The 18,895-nt window shown below is 40.6% G+C and carries 16 protein-coding genes and 1 other annotated feature; of the genes, 13 read left to right on the top strand and 3 right to left on the bottom strand.

Going from position 1 to position 18,895, the window contains the following annotated elements; genetic code table 11:
- Window positions 1-38: 38 nt before the first annotated feature.
- On the bottom strand, window positions 39-554 hold the full coding sequence (locus tag KFT32_RS04250; protein ID WP_211745865.1) for a MogA/MoaB family molybdenum cofactor biosynthesis protein: 516 nt from the start codon (window positions 552-554) through the stop codon (window positions 39-41).
- A 190-nt stretch (window positions 555-744) separates the two neighbouring features.
- On the opposite strand from KFT32_RS04250, the gene KFT32_RS04245 reads away from it, so the two are divergent.
- The 12 genes from KFT32_RS04245 (at window position 745) to KFT32_RS04190 (ending at window position 14,114) form a co-directional block, all read left to right on the top strand.
- Window positions 745-1,755: a CobW family GTP-binding protein gene (locus tag KFT32_RS04245; protein WP_249435641.1), complete on the top strand. Its 1,011-nt coding sequence runs from the start codon at window positions 745-747 to the stop codon at window positions 1,753-1,755.
- Between the two features lie 112 nt (window positions 1,756-1,867).
- Entirely contained in the window at window positions 1,868-2,215 is a 348-nt protein-coding gene (locus tag KFT32_RS04240) for a four-helix bundle copper-binding protein (protein ID WP_481856298.1), read from the top strand.
- 145 nt (window positions 2,216-2,360) lie between these two features.
- Window positions 2,361-2,626 (top strand) — a binding site (T-box leader).
- Between the two features lie 56 nt (window positions 2,627-2,682).
- Window positions 2,683-4,380 carry an arginine--tRNA ligase gene (gene argS / locus KFT32_RS04235; protein ID WP_211745864.1) on the top strand — a complete coding sequence of 566 codons (1,698 nt, stop codon included), beginning with the start codon at window positions 2,683-2,685 and terminating at the stop codon, window positions 4,378-4,380.
- Window positions 4,381-4,420: 40 nt separating this feature from the next.
- On the top strand, window positions 4,421-5,317 hold the full coding sequence (locus tag KFT32_RS04230) for an ABC transporter ATP-binding protein (RefSeq protein WP_211745863.1): 897 nt from the start codon (window positions 4,421-4,423) through the stop codon (window positions 5,315-5,317).
- Window positions 5,318-6,028: a hypothetical protein gene (locus tag KFT32_RS04225; RefSeq protein ID WP_211745862.1), complete on the top strand. Its 711-nt coding sequence runs from the start codon at window positions 5,318-5,320 to the stop codon at window positions 6,026-6,028.
- A gap of 187 nt (window positions 6,029-6,215) precedes the next feature.
- Window positions 6,216-7,172 carry an ABC transporter permease gene (locus KFT32_RS04220; RefSeq protein ID WP_211745861.1) on the top strand — a complete coding sequence of 319 codons (957 nt, stop codon included), beginning with the start codon at window positions 6,216-6,218 and terminating at the stop codon, window positions 7,170-7,172.
- Between the two features lie 46 nt (window positions 7,173-7,218).
- Window positions 7,219-8,115: a carbohydrate ABC transporter permease gene (locus KFT32_RS04215; protein WP_211745860.1), complete on the top strand. Its 897-nt coding sequence runs from the start codon at window positions 7,219-7,221 to the stop codon at window positions 8,113-8,115.
- Between the two features lie 72 nt (window positions 8,116-8,187).
- A complete protein-coding gene (locus KFT32_RS04210; protein ID WP_211745859.1) occupies window positions 8,188-9,849 on the top strand; it encodes an extracellular solute-binding protein in 1,662 nt (553 codons plus the stop codon).
- Window positions 9,850-9,977: 128 nt separating this feature from the next.
- Window positions 9,978-11,144 carry a response regulator transcription factor gene (locus tag KFT32_RS04205; RefSeq protein ID WP_249435640.1) on the top strand — a complete coding sequence of 389 codons (1,167 nt, stop codon included), beginning with the start codon at window positions 9,978-9,980 and terminating at the stop codon, window positions 11,142-11,144.
- 19 nt (window positions 11,145-11,163) lie between these two features.
- Window positions 11,164-12,930, top strand: coding sequence for a sensor histidine kinase (locus KFT32_RS04200; protein ID WP_249435639.1), 1,767 nt, complete (start codon window positions 11,164-11,166; stop codon window positions 12,928-12,930).
- A gap of 82 nt (window positions 12,931-13,012) precedes the next feature.
- The gene (locus tag KFT32_RS04195) at window positions 13,013-13,516 is read left to right on the top strand and encodes a hypothetical protein (protein ID WP_211745858.1); all 504 of its coding nucleotides are present in this window, start codon (window positions 13,013-13,015) and stop codon (window positions 13,514-13,516) included.
- On the top strand, window positions 13,482-14,114 hold the full coding sequence (locus KFT32_RS04190; protein ID WP_211745857.1) for a YdcF family protein: 633 nt from the start codon (window positions 13,482-13,484) through the stop codon (window positions 14,112-14,114). The genes KFT32_RS04195 and KFT32_RS04190 overlap by 35 nt, the downstream gene beginning before the upstream one ends.
- A 104-nt stretch (window positions 14,115-14,218) precedes the next feature.
- Here the strand turns inward: KFT32_RS04190 and KFT32_RS04185 are convergent, their stop codons facing one another.
- Together KFT32_RS04185 and KFT32_RS04180 are read right to left on the bottom strand one after the other, a co-directional pair.
- Window positions 14,219-16,294 (bottom strand): ABC transporter ATP-binding protein, encoded by a 2,076-nt coding sequence (locus KFT32_RS04185; protein ID WP_211745856.1) that lies wholly within the window; start codon window positions 16,292-16,294, stop codon window positions 14,219-14,221.
- A gap of 15 nt (window positions 16,295-16,309) precedes the next feature.
- Window positions 16,310-18,055 carry an ABC transporter ATP-binding protein gene (locus KFT32_RS04180; protein ID WP_211745855.1) on the bottom strand — a complete coding sequence of 582 codons (1,746 nt, stop codon included), beginning with the start codon at window positions 18,053-18,055 and terminating at the stop codon, window positions 16,310-16,312.
- Between the two features lie 537 nt (window positions 18,056-18,592).
- Here KFT32_RS04180 and KFT32_RS04175 point away from each other — a divergent pair.
- The gene (locus tag KFT32_RS04175; protein WP_211745854.1) at window positions 18,593-18,889 is read left to right on the top strand and encodes a HesB/YadR/YfhF family protein; all 297 of its coding nucleotides are present in this window, start codon (window positions 18,593-18,595) and stop codon (window positions 18,887-18,889) included.
- The last annotated feature ends 6 nt before the right edge of the window (window positions 18,890-18,895 follow it).

The following is an 18,895-nucleotide window of genomic DNA, read 5'->3' as shown; positions in this document are numbered from 1 at the left end:
ATACTCAGGGGATGAGCAGATTACCTTGTTTTTGGGATTCAGGTGGTTTTGTATATTTCTCGCATAATATGGCGTAATTCTGGAACGATAATCCGCGTAATGGCGAGCTTTACTGCCCCTTTTGACCCCGGCATGGAAAACACCGCTTTGGAGCCAATCGTCCCAGCAACAGCCCTGCTTAAGATCGCAGCTGTACCAATATCCTCAGAAAAACTAAGATATCGGAATATTTCCCCGAATCCCGGTAGTTCCTTGTCGAGTAGGGAATGCACGGCTTCATATGTATTATCACGTGGGGAAATCCCTGTACCACCAGTTAATAAAATGGCTTCAATATCATCTCTTACTACTGCCTGATGAATAACCGATTGAATAGTGGCAGTGTCATCAGGGATAATGATATAATCGACAACAGCATAACCAGACTTATGAAGAAGCTCCTGCATGAGTTGTCCACCAGTATCTGTATCTTTGGTCCGGGTATCTGAAACCGTGATGACCATACAGTTTACACTGGAGGGAGCTTGTTGCTTGTGCTCATGGGCAGAATTCATTGTGATCAAGCCTCCAAGATTAGAATATGAATCTACTTTAGACGATAACGCTATAGGACGCAAACATAGATGGCCCATCGCAGTCTAGAATTGATGATAGTAAACTATAGGCTTCATTTAGAAGCTACATAATTAATGCTATAAAATATATAGCCAGTGAACGGATCGCAAGAGATCGAAAGGAAGTTATATGATGACAACTGAACAACCCAATCAAAAGACGATACCAGTATATATTTTGTCTGGTTTTTTGGGAAGTGGAAAAACGACACTGCTAATCAAACTACTTGAGTATTGGAAAAGTAAAGGAATGACCCCTGCCGTTGTAATGAATGAGCTTGGCGATGTTAATCTCGATGGCGAGATGATTGGAAAAGATGTGAACATGGCTGAAATCCTCGGCGGCTGCATTTGTTGCTCTGTGCGTGGAGATTTGGCCCCTCAGCTCGTGGAATTAGTGCATCGTTCATCTCCCAATGTAATTGTTATTGAAGCAACGGGAGCTGCAAATCCAGTGGAAATTTTAGATGGGATCGCGGATACTTCACTATATGTGAAACTAGAAGTTAGAGAATTAATCTCGGTGGTAGATAGCATTCACTTGCTAGATACGTACCGTAAGCAGAGAGGAAAAACTTATCGTCTAATGCAAGAACAAATTCGAGCTGCTTCTCAATTGCTACTGAATAAAATTGATCTTGTCGATGAAGCTGAAAGTCAGGAATTAATGCAATGTTTGCGTAGCTGGAATCCAATTGCGAAAATCCATTTGACGAACTACTGTACCATTGAGCCATCGTTGATTCTTAGAGAGATGGAACTCCCTGGACTTTCAAGAGATATCCAATGTGAGTCAGCAAAAGAAGAAGGTGTTCCTAGCGCGGAACATCATCATGTTCATTCCCATGATCATGTAATGGCGTATACACATTATTTTTCGAAACCGATTAACAGTGTTCAGTTTGAATCCTGGCTGCGCCAGTTGCCAAGAGATATCTACCGTGCGAAAGGAATCGTCACCTTCTCAGATACTAACAGCCGCTTCTTGTTCCAATTTGCTTATCGGGAAACCGATTTCACGAAGCTCGGAAGTGCTGATCATCTAGAAGATGTGGGTGTTTTTATCGGAGAACATTTCTCCAAAGCAGAAATTCGACATTCTTTGCAACAGCTTGAAGATCATATGGTGTCTTCGGATTGAGTGAAAAGATCATAAAAAGTCGAATCATAACAAATGTCATTGCATATTGATTAGCATATACGTTCTTCGGGTAATAGAAGAACAAATAGCGAATACACGGAGGTATATCACAATGGCAATGACAAACGTAGAGATGGAAATGCAAACTAAGATTGCAGCATGTATTGAAGCGATGAACGCGTGTAATAAATGCTATGTATCGAGCTTGAAAGAATATGATCTGGCTTCCCTGCGGGAAAGCATTAAGTATAATAGAGAAGCAGCAGAAATTTGTAGCTTTGCAGCGGCGGCTCTTAGCCGTGGGACTGTATACGAAAAAGAAATTCTTTCCCTTGTTGTAAAAGCTTGCGAACAATGTGCGAACGAATGTGAGAAATTCAAGCATATCCATTGTCAAAGTAGTGTTGAAGCATGTCGTCGTTGCGCAGAAGTATGCTCAAGTATGAGCATGTCTGTATAATGAATCTTATCGGTGTGAGTCACGAATAGAAAGAAAGCAGATGAGGAAGGGGTTCCTTGTGCTGCTTTTTTTATTTTTTAAAATAAATAATTATTTTTAAAAAAAGTTGCACTTCGGAAAAACAAAATATATAATATTACAAATTATACAGTCGATGATCGAGAGAGTAATCCAGAACACCGCATGATTAGCGAACCGGGTTGGTGGGAGCCGGTATGTAGGATCTGGGATGAAACGCACTCGGGAGATGATACGTTGAAATGGTAGTAGGCGTATCCGGCAGTAGCGGACGTTACCCGCTGATAAGGGGAATAGAATTTTCTTAAGCAGCTATATGAACGTATATGAAGCTGTGATGTTGTTCTATTCACATGGAGTGGTACCGCGGGAAGTTTAGCTCTCGTCTCTGTTATACAGAGATGGGGGCTTTTTTGATATCAAAAAAAGGATTAAGGAGTGTATCAAGGATGTTAACGACAAAAGTAGCTCAGATTTTGGATTTACACTTAAACTTGACGGTGGAGGAAATTGAAAATTATTTAGAACATCCTCCGCGTCCTGAAATGGGAGATATAGCTTTCCCTTGTTTCACATTAGCCAAACATTTGAAAAAATCGCCTGCAGTCATTGCTGCTGAACTGGCAGCTTCTATCCAGCATCCAGAGGTAACGGTACAAGCAGCAGGTCCTTATGTGAATTTCTTTTTCAATCGTAGTCTAGCTACCGAAGCTATATTAACCCAGTTGAATCACCCTGACTACGGCAAGCTTTCGATAGGAGAAGGGAAAAAAGTAGTGATCGATATGTCATCGCCTAATATTGCGAAACCTTTTGGCGTAGGACATTTACGTTCAACGGTTATCGGAGCAGCATTATACAGAATGTATAAAGCGGCAGGGTATAACACAGTAAACGTAAATCATCTAGGAGATTGGGGGACTCAGTTCGGCAAACAAATTACGGCCTACAAAAGATGGGGAGATGACGTGAAGCTTGCAGAAGAGCCCATCAGAGAATCGCTAAGATTATATGTGAAATTCCATGATGAAGAAGAGAATGATCCGACCCTTGGTCCTGAGGCAAGAGAATGGTTTCGTAAGCTGGAACAAGGGGATGAGGAAGCCGTTCGTCTGTGGACCTATTTTGTTGAAATCAGTATGCAGGAGTTCGAACGGATGTATAAACGTTTAGGGGTGGATTTTGACCACGTTCTCGGAGAAAGCTTCTATATCGATAAAACAGAAGGTATCGTTACGAAACTAAAACAATCAGGGTTGCTTATCGAGAGTGATGAAGCACTCGTCGTACCACTAGAGGAGGAGGGAATGCCACCTTGTCTTATTATCAAAAAAGATGGAACGACCATTTATCCGACAAGGGATTTGGCTACCGCCTTTTATCGTCGTGAGGAAATGGGAGCAGATGAAATACTTTACGTAGTAGGTGCCGAGCAAAAGCTTCATTTTCAGCAGGTTTTTGCTGTCCTTAACAAACTGGGTGAGCCGTGGGCGAAAGACTGTATCCATGTTCCCTTTGGGTTAATGAAATTTGAAGGACGTAAAATGTCCACTAGACGCGGAAAAGTAGTTTTTCTGGAAGAAGTACTAGATGAGGCAGTACAGCGTGCACGTGAAATTATCAAACTAAAAAATCCGAATCTGCCAAATGCAGAAGAGGTAGCTGAGCAGGTAGGAATTGGTGCAATCGTATTTGGAGATCTCAAAAATCATCGTTTAAATGAGGTTGATTTCTCACTTGAAGAGGCACTTAGTTTTGAAGGAGAAACGGGGCCGTATGTACAGTATAGCTATGCAAGAATTCAAAGCCTGCTCACGAAGGCAGAGCTGACAATTTCAGATAGAAATACCGATTTAGGTGATGCTTTGAACGAAATAACGATTAGCGATTCAGCTTGGAGTCTATTGAAACACCTCTCCAGATATCCTGAGTATCTTAAAAAAGCAGTGCGTTTAAAAGAACCATCTGTGCTGGCCAAGTATGTCATTGATGCCGCTCAATTATTTAATCGTTTTTATCATCATGAGCGCATTCTGGACGGAGAACCGGGGGAACTATCGTATAAACTCTCATTGGTGAAAGTGACAGGCGAGAGTATTCAAAATATTATGACACTCCTCGGAGTGAAAACACCGGACCGCATGTAAATCATTTCATTGTTGCAAGGGATGAGGAGGAGGGGTTCTATTGATTCGATTGGAGAATGTATGTAAAAGTTTTGGAGAGAAGCACGTTATCTCTGATGTTTCACTGCAGATTGAGCAAGGGGAGTGTGCCGTGCTGATGGGCCATAATGGGTCTGGCAAAAGCACCCTCCTCCGGTTGCTTGCTGGTCTAATCTATCCAACACAAGGGAGAATACTTAGGCAAGCTGCGCAGGGAAAAGAAAAGTCTTTTAATAGAGAAACAGGGTATGCTATTGATCGTTTGCCTTGGGTTCATTTTACCGCTGAGGAATATCTACTAGCTATGGGCTATATTCAAGGGCTCGATAAAAAAACAATCCTAACACAAACGAACACTTGGTTTGAGTTGTTTGGACTTATGGAGGATCGAAATCAGCCGCTTGCTTCTTATTCCAAAGGAATGAAACAGAAGGTTAATGTGATGCAAAGTTTATTAGGTAACCCTGAGCTTGTGCTATTGGACGAGCCTCTGTCTGGATTAGATAGGAAATCTCAAAAGCAACTAATACAGCTACTTTTTGAGCATAAGAAGAGGGGAACTACCTTGGTGTGTGCAAGTCATGAGACTCTTATTATTCAAGAGCTTGCTGACAATGTCGTTGAATTACAAAGAGGTAATCTCATGCGTATTGTAAACTCGGAAGAGATTGTTACCGAAGATAGTAGGGTGGTTGTGCAAGTTATAAATCTCTCAGAAGCAATGCTGAAGAATCTTACTACATATGAAGGTGTTATTGAATTGAGTGCTCAGACAATAAGGGAAACTACGGAAGTAACCATCATTATACACGCGAACCATAGTGATCGTTTGCTATCTCTCATGCTGGCAGATGGTGGATCTATTCAAGACGTATCAAGAGAAACTGAAGAGTCATCTATCTCAAAGGAAGTGAAATGAGTGATAAAATCAACGGTTATTTATCTCCTACGTACCTATTTTCGATCGAGCTCCTACTTCTTACCTTGTTTTCTTTATTTTCTGTTAACGGTGTTAATCTACTCCTACAAGCCAAACCCTATTGCTGACAGCTATAGCGTAACAGCAGCTTTTCTTTTTTTCTTTTCTTGCTGGATTGGAAGAGGGGTATATCATGCAGAAAACCCTGATCAGCGAGCTATCACCATAACGCACTCTCGAAATAAATGGAAGTTTTATCTATCGGAATGGTTTTCTGCGATTGCAGTTACGTTCATTTTAGCCGTAGTAACGATTCTTTTTCCTGTTCTAATGAATATGTTCGAAAGATTTCCAGATCGAGGAGAATGGATTACAGCATTAGTAGGACATTTCTCACTCGGAATTCTAGGTTCCTCTTTAGCACTGCTGACCCAACGAAGCTTCATCCATAAAACAATTTATGGATTGAACTTACTTCTCATATGGTCACTCGCAGCATTGCTCCATACACAATTGATATCTCTATTACCAGAAAATATGAAATGTATTAGTTGGATTTTACCCCCTGTATTACCTATTATTCAAAGTATGATCCAATCGGATTCAGTAGCATCCGTGTTAGTTTTATCTGGGTTCGCAACTGTATACGCTATCATTTTAGCTTCATGTTATATTTATTTCTCTTCTCGAAAAAATGATGTCATGTTATAACGCTTACATTTTTTATTGTATTTAATGTAACCGTTATCTTGAAAAAAATGTTCAGTTTTATAATAAAAAACAACTTTTTATGTGACGATTACTCACATAATCATTGATTATTATAAAATTTCGTTAATTACATATATAGTTTCTTCTTCCAGAAGATTTTACAATTAAAGCAAGAGGAGGGGGAACAATGTCACAGATCTCTACGGATACTAGAGTGGCGGAACGCAGAAAACCAAGAGGTCTAGCGGTTCGATTATTAAAACAATGGGAGCTCCAGCTCATGGTGATCCCGGCACTGATTCTTGTATTCATATTTAGCTATATTCCGATGTATGGCGTACTTATGGCTTTTCAGGATTACAGCATCTTTGATGGTTTTTGGGCAAGCCCATGGGTAGGATTTAAACATTTTGAAATGTTCTTTAATGCACCAGAATTTTGGACCATTATGAGGAATACGCTGGTCATCAGTGCATTGAAATTAATCGTAGGTTTTCCTGCCCCAATAATTTTAGCACTGATGCTAAATGAAGTTAGACTGATGGCTTTTAAACGGGTCATTCAGACGATCAGTTATTTACCACACTTTTTGTCTTGGGTTATTGTCGCAGGTTTTGCGATGTCAATTCTCTCGACAGATAACGGAAGTTTAAACATTCTTTTGCAGTCGCTTCATTTAATCGATGAACCGATTGGATTCCTAGGTAGAGCTGAATATTTCTGGACGATTCTAGTAAGTACCAATGTATGGAAAGAAATTGGGTTTAACTCTATCGTATATTTGGCAGCCATAGCGGGTATTAACCCTAGTCTGTATGAAGCAGCTGAGATGGATGGCGCAAGCCGTTTAAAACAAATTTCATTTATTACGATTCCTTCCATCATGCCTGTTATCGTTATTTTCTTTATTTTGGCGATTGGTAACTTGTTAAATGCTGGATTTGAAGACATCTTGCTACTTGGTTCTAACCCAGTACTCCGAGAGGTTTCCGATGTTATTGACACCTATGTTTACCGGATCGGGATCGAAAATCAACGCTTCTCCTATGCTACAGCAGCCGGTCTTTTTAAGGCGGTCATTAGTGTAACGCTTCTTACGGTAGCCAACTATGTCGCACGTAGATCGGGGAACAGCTTATGGTAGGATTGGTAATTGGACAAGGTGTGTGCCATACAAGGAGGTCAGCTAGATGAAACACCGCAGTGTGAATGATCGAATAATGATGTTTATTATCTACACCCTTCTCATTTTACTTGGGTTCTCCACATTCTATCCTTTCTGGAATGCTCTGGTGGTCTCATTTAATCAAGGGATGGATACTGCTCTGGGAGGCGTAACTTTTTGGCCTCGGGAATGGACTTTGGAAAACTATAGCATTGTATTCCAAGATAGCAGAATATTAAATGGGTTTTACATATCTATTATGAGAACGGTTATAGGAACTCTTTTATCGGTTTTACTTACTGCTATGCTCGCTTTTGCGATGTCCAAGCAGGATCTAATAGGCAAGAAATTTTATATGGTCTTTTTTATCGTAACGATGTACTTCAGTGGTGGTTTGATTCCTTCGTTTCTAGTGGTACGTAGTCTCGGACTTATGGATTCATTCTGGGTATTTATCATTCCAACTTTAATTAGTGTATGGAACATGATTATTTTCCGGACCTTCTTCCGTGGACTTCCAGATGGATTGATGGAGTCAGCACAAATTGATGGATGTGGCCATTTTAGGACCTTCTTCCGTATCGTGCTTCCGCTATCTGGACCTGTTATTGCGACATTATCACTATTTACTGCGATCTTCCACTGGAATGAGTGGTTTTTACCGAGTATCTACATTAATAATGAAAAACTATTGCCGATTCAATCCATGTTGCAGCAGATTTTGAACTCCAACATCATGAGTGAGCAGATGTCTCAGCTGGATTCAGCTGCACAAGCCCGTATGTCTCGTATGCAAAGCGTTACAACGAAGTCGTTATCCATGGCAACGATGATGGTTGCAACACTTCCGATCATTGCGGTATACCCTTTTGTACAAAAATATTTTGTAAAAGGTGTACTTGTTGGATCTCTTAAAGAGTAGGTGTTTAAAGCCCTTTGGCTTTGGACCATAGATTGTTTTGCCAGGCATATATTAAGGGGAGGGTTTACAAAGATGTGGAAAAGAAAAAACAAGGGAACTAGCACCTTGCTGGTTGCACTGCTCGCTTCAGCAATTGGTATTGCAGGTTGTTCAAGCAGTAACGGGGGAACGACTGCAACACCAGAACCAGATCCAGCACCAAAAGAAAATGCAGAATCTACTGCTTTTGAACTGGGTAAAGAAGATTTGAGTTTCTCTTTCTACGGTCATTATGATTGGTACACAATGCCACAGTGGGGTGGCGATGAAGCAAGTAAATGGATTAAAGAGAATAAAAAAGTAGATATTTCCGCAATCAACTCGGGTGGTAATGCAGCCCAGAAGCTGAACACTATGATTGCTTCTTCAGAACTTCCAGACGTAATCTGGATGGATCGTAATGCTGATGTAGAACGTTTACGTGAAGCGGGAGCTCTAGTCCCATTCGATGATTATCTTGATAAATATCCAAACCTGAAAGAATGGGCTGGAGAAGAAACACTCAATATGCTCCGCTCTAGCGACGGTAAACTATATCAATTCCCGAACTGGTATACTTCTCAGCCTAATGGTAATGCAGGATATTTGGTTAACAAAAAGATGTACACTGAGCTCGGTGAACCAGCTCTGGAAACAACAGAAGACTTGTATAACTACCTTACAAAAGTAAAAGCGAAGTATCCAAATGTGGTTCCATTTGAACCGGATCTCGCAGTAGATGGACAAGGTCTTGATGTACTTTACGGTTCTTTTGGTGAAGATCATCCTCCCGTGTTCGTTAAGGAAAGAGCTGTGCCAAAAGATAACCAGCTTACTTCCATTTTCCTTGATCCTGTATTCAGAGAGTCGACTCAGTATGTAAGCAAATTGTTCCGCGAGAAATTGATGGCACAAGATGCACTTACTCAAACAAAAGATCAAATCAAAGAAAAAGTTTACACAGGACGTGTTGCCGTAGCGGCGGGTGCAAGCCCGACTGAATATGGTGCCGTAGGTGACCTTGAACTGAAAAAGAAAGATCCAAATGACGGATACTTTATGATCTGGCCTGTACACAAAGAAGGTCTGGACAAAAACAAGATTTGGGCGGGTACGTATAACAGTCTTGGTTGGAACGTTAGTGTTATTACGAAAAGTGCAAAAGATCCAGAAAAAATCTTTGCTTTCCTCGACTGGTACACATCACCAGAAGGTCAACGTAACATCATGTGGGGACCTGAAGGTAAGTACTGGGATGGAACAGATGAAGACGGTTCTCCAAAATTCACAGATGCTTACGTAACGGATATTGAAGGACGTAACAAAATGATGGATGCAACAGTTAACCTTCAATGGAATGGTAACACGGTATTTGTTGATAACGCTAAAATGAAATTCGAAAAAACGCTTCCAGCTGATGAGCAAAACTGGGAGACAAAATATCAATCCGAAATAACTTGGAAAACACAGTTTGACGCAACGGAATACATCAATCTTACAGCTATGCCTGAATCAGAAGAAGGTATTATTCAACAGCAAATTAATGAAATCTTCTCTGAAGCAAGAGCAAAAGCACTTTATGCGAAGAGTGATGAAGAAGTATTGTCGATCCTTGATAGTGCTCAGGAAAAAGCAGTAGCAGTTGGTTATGACAAATTGCTTGCTTTCAAAACACAAAAATGGCAAGAAAATATTGCGAAAATTGCTGGTAACTAATTTAATTTAAGTCTCTCTGATCACACTCAGTGAAGTATAATAATGATAAACGCGCACCGCTCTGCTCAAGAACGGTGCAATGCGTTTATCATTTGTTCGTTATGAATTCTAGGCAAGGGAGTGACTCTATGTATCAGGTACTAATTGCGGACGATGAAATTTTGGATCTGGAAGGAATGTGTCAGTTTATCCCATGGACAGATTTAGGGCTTGAAGTTACTGGAACCGTAAATAATGGGTTTGAGGCCATGGAAGTTTTCGAGAATAGACATGTCGATATTTTAGTAACAGATGTACATATGCCTGGGATGTCTGGAATGGAGCTTGCACGTAAGGCACTTCATCTCCATCCAGATTTGAAATTGATTTTTGTAAGCGGCTACCAAGACTTTGCCTATGTAAAGGAAGCTTTGTCATTACAAGCCTACAGTTATGTTCTCAAGCCTATGGATGATCACGAACTTATTACCGTACTTCAAAAAATAACGAATGAGTTAAACGAGAAACACTTGTGTGACGAATTTGACTTTGCTTTCAGTCAGGCAGCGATTAAATCAATCGAATATCATCTAATTGGAAAACGCTCCGCTCATATAAATGAACAACATCCTGATATATACCGTATGACAGCAGATGCAAAGGCGCTTATTCTTGATAAACCTCTGGATCGGTTGGTGTCCTGTCTGCTTGCTGGTGATCGAGTTATGGTGCTTCAAGAGATGGAAGATTTGTTAAGTGCCGTTCGAAATGATAATAGGAAGTCCCAACTCCACTTCATTGTCCTATATTTGCTTATTCGTATTGATAATTATGTGAGTACGCATCTAAATTACCCGGTAGGTTTTATCCCACTCAGTGAAATGGAAGTAGAGCAGATCAAAAGCCATCATTCTAAAAGTGGACTCATCTGCTGGCTGGCGGAACACTTATTAAATTTATTTGATATGGATAATCATCCAAGATTCAAGCAGAAGAAACATGCCAAGGTTATTGGTCAGGTTATTCAATATATGGAGGAGCATCTACATTTAAATGTGACGCTCCGCGAAGTAGCAGATGAGTTGTCCTTTTCACCCAATTATCTGGGCGCTATTTTCAAAGAGGAGACGGGGAAAAGTTACAATGAATATATTATTGCTCTTCGTATGGAGAAGGCGAGGACGTTATTGCAAGATCCGAAAATAAAAGTGTATGAGGTAGCAGACCGGGTAGGATACCGGTATATGCCTTATTTTAGCAGACAATTTAAAGAAACGTATGGTATGACGCCTATCGAATATCGTAGAAAAGCATAAAGAAGAATGAGGCTTGCTAATGTATAAACTGATGAATCCTGGGTCAAAGTTTCTTCCGTTTGGCTGGAAATTATTTATTTCCTATCTAATACTAATCATCCTTCCTGTTGTGATTTTAGCATACACGGCAAACTCCATTCTAGTAGATTCTATGAGAACACAAACAGTAACGAATCTGCATGGCACACTTGCTCAAATGAGAGATAATGTAAGTTATAAATTAAGGGATACGGAAAGAATTTCGGATATGCTTTATTACGATGAGACTCTTGCACTGAATCTCATGAGACTGGAAGAAGGATGGATTAGTTACGAAACAACATCAACTATTCTTCTTCCTAAATTCAGACAAGCTGTTGAATCTACGAATCAGAAACTATGGTTGTCCATCTATTTACGTGATACGAATTTGCCGGAAATTTATTACGATTCAGGTGATGTGGATTTACTGCGGGTGAAAGATAAGTATTTTGATGTTTATCATATTAACCGGATTCAATTTGAAAATTGGTATAAAAGTTTTCCGCCGGAACAGTATGGAAAGACCATGAAGTGGACCCAAGTAGATGATGACGAGCAATTTGAACGGATCTCCTTGTTAAGACGGTTGGTGAATACTGTGGATCCTCTCGATTTGAAAGAGATTGGTTTTATGAGAGGAAGTGTATATTTATCTGAACTGTTCGAGAGCATGGACTATAACAAAATCGGGCCTGGAAGCTTGATCCAAGTCATTAATCAGAATGGTACTAAAATGTACTCTACAGGCGATCTGGATTCCGTGGAACATCAGGCCATGCATAATGGAAGCACGTCTAATCAGCTCGTCATCCATGAGAAGATACCAGAGCTTGATTGGACCATTACAGCTTATGTACCACAGGATATTTTGGAAAAAGGGGTACAAAAAGTTACTCAGATTACACTGCTGATCTGCCTTTTATTTGTACTACTAATCAGTGCAGTTGCCAGCTACTTATCTCGCTATATTTCAAAAAGATTCAGTAAGCTTATCTCGGTCCTAGTCATGTTTCAGCAGGGGGATTATCATAAACGAATTCATTATAAAGGTACGGATGAATTTACATTAATTGCGGATGCACTCAACAAAATGGGAGCGCAGACAGAACATTTGATCGAAGAAGTATATGAGACAAATCTAAAGAAGAAGCAGGCAGAACTCGAATCTCTTCAAGCCCAGATCAATCCTCATTTCCTATACAACACGCTGTCATCCATCAGTCGTTTAGCTAAGTTTGGAAGAGTGGAGCAGCAACATGAAATGATCATGAATCTTGCCAAATTTTATCGGCTTACTCTAAATGACGGTCAGACCATAATTTCCATTTACAAAGAGCTTGAGCAGGTGAAAGCCTATCTTGATATTCAAAAGGTGAAATATGGAGATCGGATGGAAGTTGATTTTGATATTGATCCTGACATATTGCGGTATGAAACGATCAAACTTATTTTACAGCCGTTTATTGAAAATGCATTGGAACATGCTTGGTGTGGGGATCGCATCTATATCCGAGTGATTGGTGAACAGATGGATGATAAAGTGGTATTTCAGATCATCGATGATGGGATTGGGATGAAAACACAGTATGCTGAATCATTGCTAGAAAAAGACGGGGACGATCAAAAAGGTTACGGGATTTTTAATGTTCATGAACGTATTCAGTTATCCTTTGGTGAGGAATTCGGAGTGGCGATTTACAGTAGATTAGGTATTGGAACCAACATTACCATCATTATCCCAATTCAGAAAAAGAACGAAATTTAATAAAAATGATCAGATTTTGGTTGATCTTTCCACAACTTTCCTTGTAACATAAGCATAAGAAAGTATAAAGGAGAGACATGTTATGCAAGAGCATCGGCTACTGGATAGTGAACATTCCAAAGAATTGTTCTCATATTACGGATTGGCGGTATACTACTCACAAGCTTTAGAACAACAACTCGTCAATTTGCTGGTGCTAATGAAGCTGACGCAAGGAAAGATCAGCCCGGAAGAAGAACTTACGAACCTATATTATAAAAAATTAAGCAGCTCACTAGGACAGCTAGTCCATGAAATTCAGCACAATTTCGATTTCTCAGAAGAGGAAAGTATGCTGTTAAATAATATATGGAAAAAACGAAATTATATCGTGCATGATTATTTTAAAGAACGGATTTTGGAAACTTTTACGCTTGAAGGACGTTCTCAAATGATTGAGGAGCTGATTGAATTTAAAGATCAAGCTCAGAAACTGGAACATAAATTGCTGTATTATACACAGATTTTGATTAATCAGCTTGAACTAGACGAGGAAATGGATCAAGAAGCCTATGAAGAAGATCGCGCAGGTGACATCACTAGGTAGAGGCGGAAATAAACGCTGGTTTAAATCGATTATAGTGCTTTTGATCTTGATAGCATTATGGATGCTGTATACCATGACAGAAATTACACAATATGCCGAGAAAACGGAGGACATACATACCGATGCTGCGATCGTTCTTGGTGCTGCAGTTCGTGATGATATCCCTTCGCCTGTATTTCAGGCACGTATTGATCATGCTATTAAGCTCTACCTTTCTGGGGACGTAGATGTAATTATCTTTACCGGTGGAAGATCGCCAGAAGATCGATTGTCAGAGTCAGAAGTTGGCAAGCAGTATGCAATGGTACAAGGTGTTCCTGAATCACATATTTTTGTGGAAACCTCTTCTCGAATTACAGAGCAGAACCTGAAGGAAGCTCTTAGAATAGGAGATCAAAAAGGATTTACCACCTACACCCTTGTTAGTGATCCGCTTCATATGAGGAGAGCTATTGTGATCGGGAAAAATATGGGGATGAATGTAGTGACTTCACCTACCCGTTCTTCAAAATACGTGAGTCTTAGCACCAAGTTTCCTTTTCTCCTGCGTGAGACTTTCCTGCTCATAGGCTATAGATGTATTCATTTCTTTCGTTAGGACTTTCTAAAAGAATGGCAAAAAACCCTCTTGCAAAATGGAGTGTGCCCGAACTGATGGGCATGCCGATTTTGCAAAAGGGTTTTTTAGATGGTGGATTACATTTAGGTTGCCGCTTGGACGCCTACGGGATTCGTTAATCTGTCTGAACTTTCCTGAGCTGCAGGCGTATTCCCTTGTTGAAGTTGATACATTTGGTGATATCTTCCGCCGATAGCCATCAATTCATCATGATTTCCACGTTCCACAATCTGTCCTTTATGAAGAACCAAGATCTGATCGGCACTGCGAATGGTGGAGAGGCGATGGGCAATGATAAAAGTCGTTCTTCCTTTTTTAAGAACCTCGAGCGCACTTTGGATAATCGATTCTGTTTCCGTATCAATATTCGCTGTCGCTTCATCAAGAATCAGAATCGCGGGATCATAAGCTAAAGCTCTTGCAAAAGAAATTAGCTGACGTTGCCCAGCGGACAAAGTACTTCCTTTTTCAACGACAGGTTCGTCAAAACCTTGGGGTAGATGAGAGAGCAACTGTTCTGCACCGACATCACACAGCGCCTTTTCGATCGTTTCGCGCGAAATTTTGTTATCATTCAGACTGACATTCGATGCAATTGTTCCAGTGAAAAGATAAGGATCTTGTAGCACAATTCCCATATGTTCACGGATCCATTGTTTCGGCAAGCCTTTTACCTCTTGACCGTCAATCGTGATGGTACCTTTCTGCGGGTCGTAGAAACGGAATAGCAGATTAATAATAGAACTTTTTCCTGAGCCCGTATGACCTACAAGAGCTACGGTTTCACCTTGCTTCGCTTCAAAAGAAATATTTTTGAGTACGTAATCTTTGTTATAAGCAAACGAGACATCCTTAAATTCAACGTTCCCCAGATACCTAGGCATGGAACCGTCTGTTACTTTTTCCCCTGTCTGATCCATTAGTTCAAAGACACGTCCGGCAGATACCATGGAGGAATCTAGGTTCGCTAGCTGGTTTACCATACCTGTAACGGGTTGGAACAAACGGCCGAGTACGTCAACAAACGCATAGAGTACACCGAGAGAGATGATGCTGGATCCATCGATCGAACTTGCGCCGAAATAGAGAAGAATGATGGCAAACGCCAGGTTACGAAGTACAGTTACAAGGTTATGAGAAGTGAATGCATTTAGATTCAGCATTTTATTCTGATGTTTCATGTAGTCTTCGTTCAATGCCTCAAACTCATCATAAGTTTTCTTCTGACGACGAAACACTCGAATGATGGACATCCCCTGAATGGATTCATTAATCATGGCATTAATTTCGCTCAGTCTGGAACGAATGATGGTATTATAACGAGTTGCAATTTTTCGATAGATTACCACCCACAGAACAAGAAGCGGAACAACAAACAATGAAATTAAGCCAAGCTTTACATCAAGGATGAAGAGTGCAATGTAAACTCCGACCATCGTAATGATCCCTGAGAAGAAATTGGATAGTACGGCTACAAACAAGTCTTTAACTGCTTCTGTATCATTCGTAATTCGAGAAACCACTTTACCAGCAGGCAAATTATCAAAATAATGAACAGGCAGTGTTTGTATGTGGGCGTATACATCTCTTCGAAGTCGTTGAATAACTTTATTCGCAGAGGATTGCAGCCAGTAAGTTTTCCCAAACTCCATAATGATAGCAATAAGCAAAAATACAAAATAAATTGCAATCAGTTTATAAATTCCTGGTAGCTCCGGTTTGTAGAAAGCAAAGATCTCGTCTACAGACAGGGGAGTTGCTTCATACGCAGCGGTCTGATCTCCACGTGTCACCGTGAGAATACCGTTCTCATAGGTACGATCTCCACCTTCAATAGTGACCGGATCATTTACGAAATAAAAAGAACGGCCGCTTTGTAATATGCGAATTTCTTCTCCTTTTGTTTCACCTTCACTAAATCGGTCATAACGTTTATAATATGTGTCCTTATACTGTACAGCTTCATCACTAGCCTGTGACTCGAAGTAAGGTTTTTCGATCGCGAGAACGTGATTGTCAATCATATTTTTCGCAATGAAGGGTCCGGCTAGATCTGCTGCAACTCCTATGGATAACATGATCAGTGCTGCAACGAATGTACCTTTAGATTTAAGAGCATATTCAATTAATCGCTTGGTTACATTTTTCGTATAATTCATGGAATAGGCACCTCCTTAACTAGTGAGATTAGATTCAACTTGTTGACGATCATACTGCTCTTTGTACCATCCATCTTGGTTTAACAGTTCTTCATGCGTACCTTGTTCAATAATATTACCTTGATCAAGAACGATGATATGGTCCGCATGCTCAACAGCAGATAAACGATGTGTGGAAATAAAGGTCGTTTTACCGGCACGCTGTTTTCGAATATTGGTAATGATTTTAGCTTCTGTCCGAGCATCAACCGCTGACAACGCATCATCTAGAATCAGAATATCGGGATCAGCAATAAAAGCTCTTGCAAGGGATACGCGCTGTTTTTGGCCGCCCGATAGGGCAATCCCTTTCTCCCCAACGAGTGTCTCAAGACCATCGGAAAGCGTTCCGAGATCTCCGTCAAAAGCAGCTGTGCGGATGGCATCCATAATGATTTCATCGGAAGCCCCCGGTTTACCATACTGGATATTTTCGCGTACCGTTTTGGAAAACAAAATTTGTTCCTGAGGAACATACCCGATCCAGCTATGGAGTTGATCTTTGGAAATGTCGTCCATCTTCGTCTCATTAATGAGTAGTTCACCAGAACCTCCTGGGTACTCATGAAGGAGTTGTTTCAGCAAAGTAGATTTACCGCTGCCTGTTCTTCCAACGACCCCAAGCGTCTGCCCTTGGCGAATATCAAGGTTGATATCTATTAGATTGTTGACAGTAGAGGTCGGATAACGGAAGCTTAGATTTTTCATTTGGATTCGTTCAGGTGAAGCTACATGAACAGGTTCAGCAGGATCTTGCACATCAGGAACTACATGCAAGGTCTCGTTCACCCGATCGAGAGAAGCGCTGCCTCGCTGCATGATGTTGATCAACTCGCCGATGGCAAACATTGGCCAGATCATCATACCCAGATACATGTTAAAGGAAACCAGATCTCCAAGTGTAATTTCATTGCGGAAAACAAGGTACATCCCGTAACCAAGCCCGATAATATAACTGAGTCCAACAAACAAGCGGATGGTGGGTTCAAATAGAGCATCCATTTTGGCAACGGCTAAATTTTTGCGATATACATCATCCGTAATTTCATTAAAGCGGTCTTCGTCATGCCGTTCTTGTACATAGGCACGAATGACCCTTACTCCTGCTACGGATTCAAGTACCTGGTCATTCATATCTCCAAATGCATCCTGTGCAAGTGAGTAACGTTCATGTACTTTTTTACCGTAAATCATCATGGCAATTGCGATAAATGGAAGAGGAAGGATAGCGGCAAGGGTGAGTTTCCAGCTGACTAGAAATCCCATCGCAAATAGTACGGTAGCTAAAAACGCAGTCGAGTCAGTCAGTGTGAGCATGCCAAAACCTGCGGTTTGTGCAACTGAGCGTAAATCGTTGGTAGCTCTTGCCATGAGGTCGCCTGTACGATTTCGTTCAAAGAACGGTGGAGTCATCCGAAGCAAATGTCCCATGAATCTTGATCTCAGCAGTTTTTCTACGAGATTAGCTCCTCCAAAAAGTTTGTGCATCCATACATATGTAACAAGATAGATTACAACGAGCATGCCAATAATAAGTAGAATATAACGAGTAAGGGAGGACCAGGTGATCGAACCGCTGACAATATCATCAATGGCATGACCTAGCAGTCTTGGTGGCAACAATTCAGCGACACCGACCAAAATAAGCAATAGCATCCCAACGATATATCGCCTTCGTTCCTGTTTAAAATACCAGCTTAAATTTTTAAGTACAGCGAACAAGTAAATCCCTTCCTTTCTAAGTTGGATATAGTAATCCTTGAGCATATCAGATACGATTCAAGGTCCTAGCACATTTTTACATAGCCACAAAAAAAGGCATACCGTTCGCTAAACGGTATGCCTTTAATATATTCAGGTTCATACGCAGCAAAAGTCACTTGCGTGAGCAAAAGCCGCTAATGGATGTAAAAAAGTTAGGTGTAAAAGTCGTGAGCTACATTTTTCACTTATCAGAATTGAATCCAATGTTTATCATGGGCTGCTCCGTATTCAGTTGTCTTGTTGTATGCAAATCATCCATAAAGTTCAACATCGGAATCACCCTTTCGTAAATTGGAATTTAATTCAAGCTAAGGAATCGTCTGAAAAGAATATTACCACCCGTCAATTTATCTGTCAAATATTTTCATAAAAAATTCAAAAACTAGGTGTTTCAAAAATCGTTCTCTCTTTTTTCTCAATTCATACTGCTTAAGTATGACTTGAAGGGAGTCAATATGATAAAATACAAACAAACGATGAGGAGTTGACATAACGATGAGCATACATGTAACGGAAGCAGCCGCAGAATGGTACAAAAAAGAGCTTGGGATATCCGATGGGGAAGCCATTCGATTCTTTGCTCGGTACAGCTCTGGCGGAGGACTTCATCCGGGCTTCTCACTCGGGATTGCAGTTGAAAAGCCGGAAGATCCGATTGAACGTACCGAAGTTTCGGGTATTACGTTCTATATGGAGGAACAAGACCATTGGTATTTAAAAGGCCATCGGCTGGATGTAACCTATGTGGAAGCAGAAGATGACATCATATACCGTTACGAGACGACGGAATAAGCGAAT

The organism is Paenibacillus sp. Marseille-Q4541 (genome assembly GCF_018310695.1).
In the GTDB taxonomy this organism is placed as follows: Bacteria; Bacillota; Bacilli; order Paenibacillales; family Paenibacillaceae; genus Paenibacillus.
This window is presented reverse-complemented; position numbering and strand designations above follow the sequence as displayed.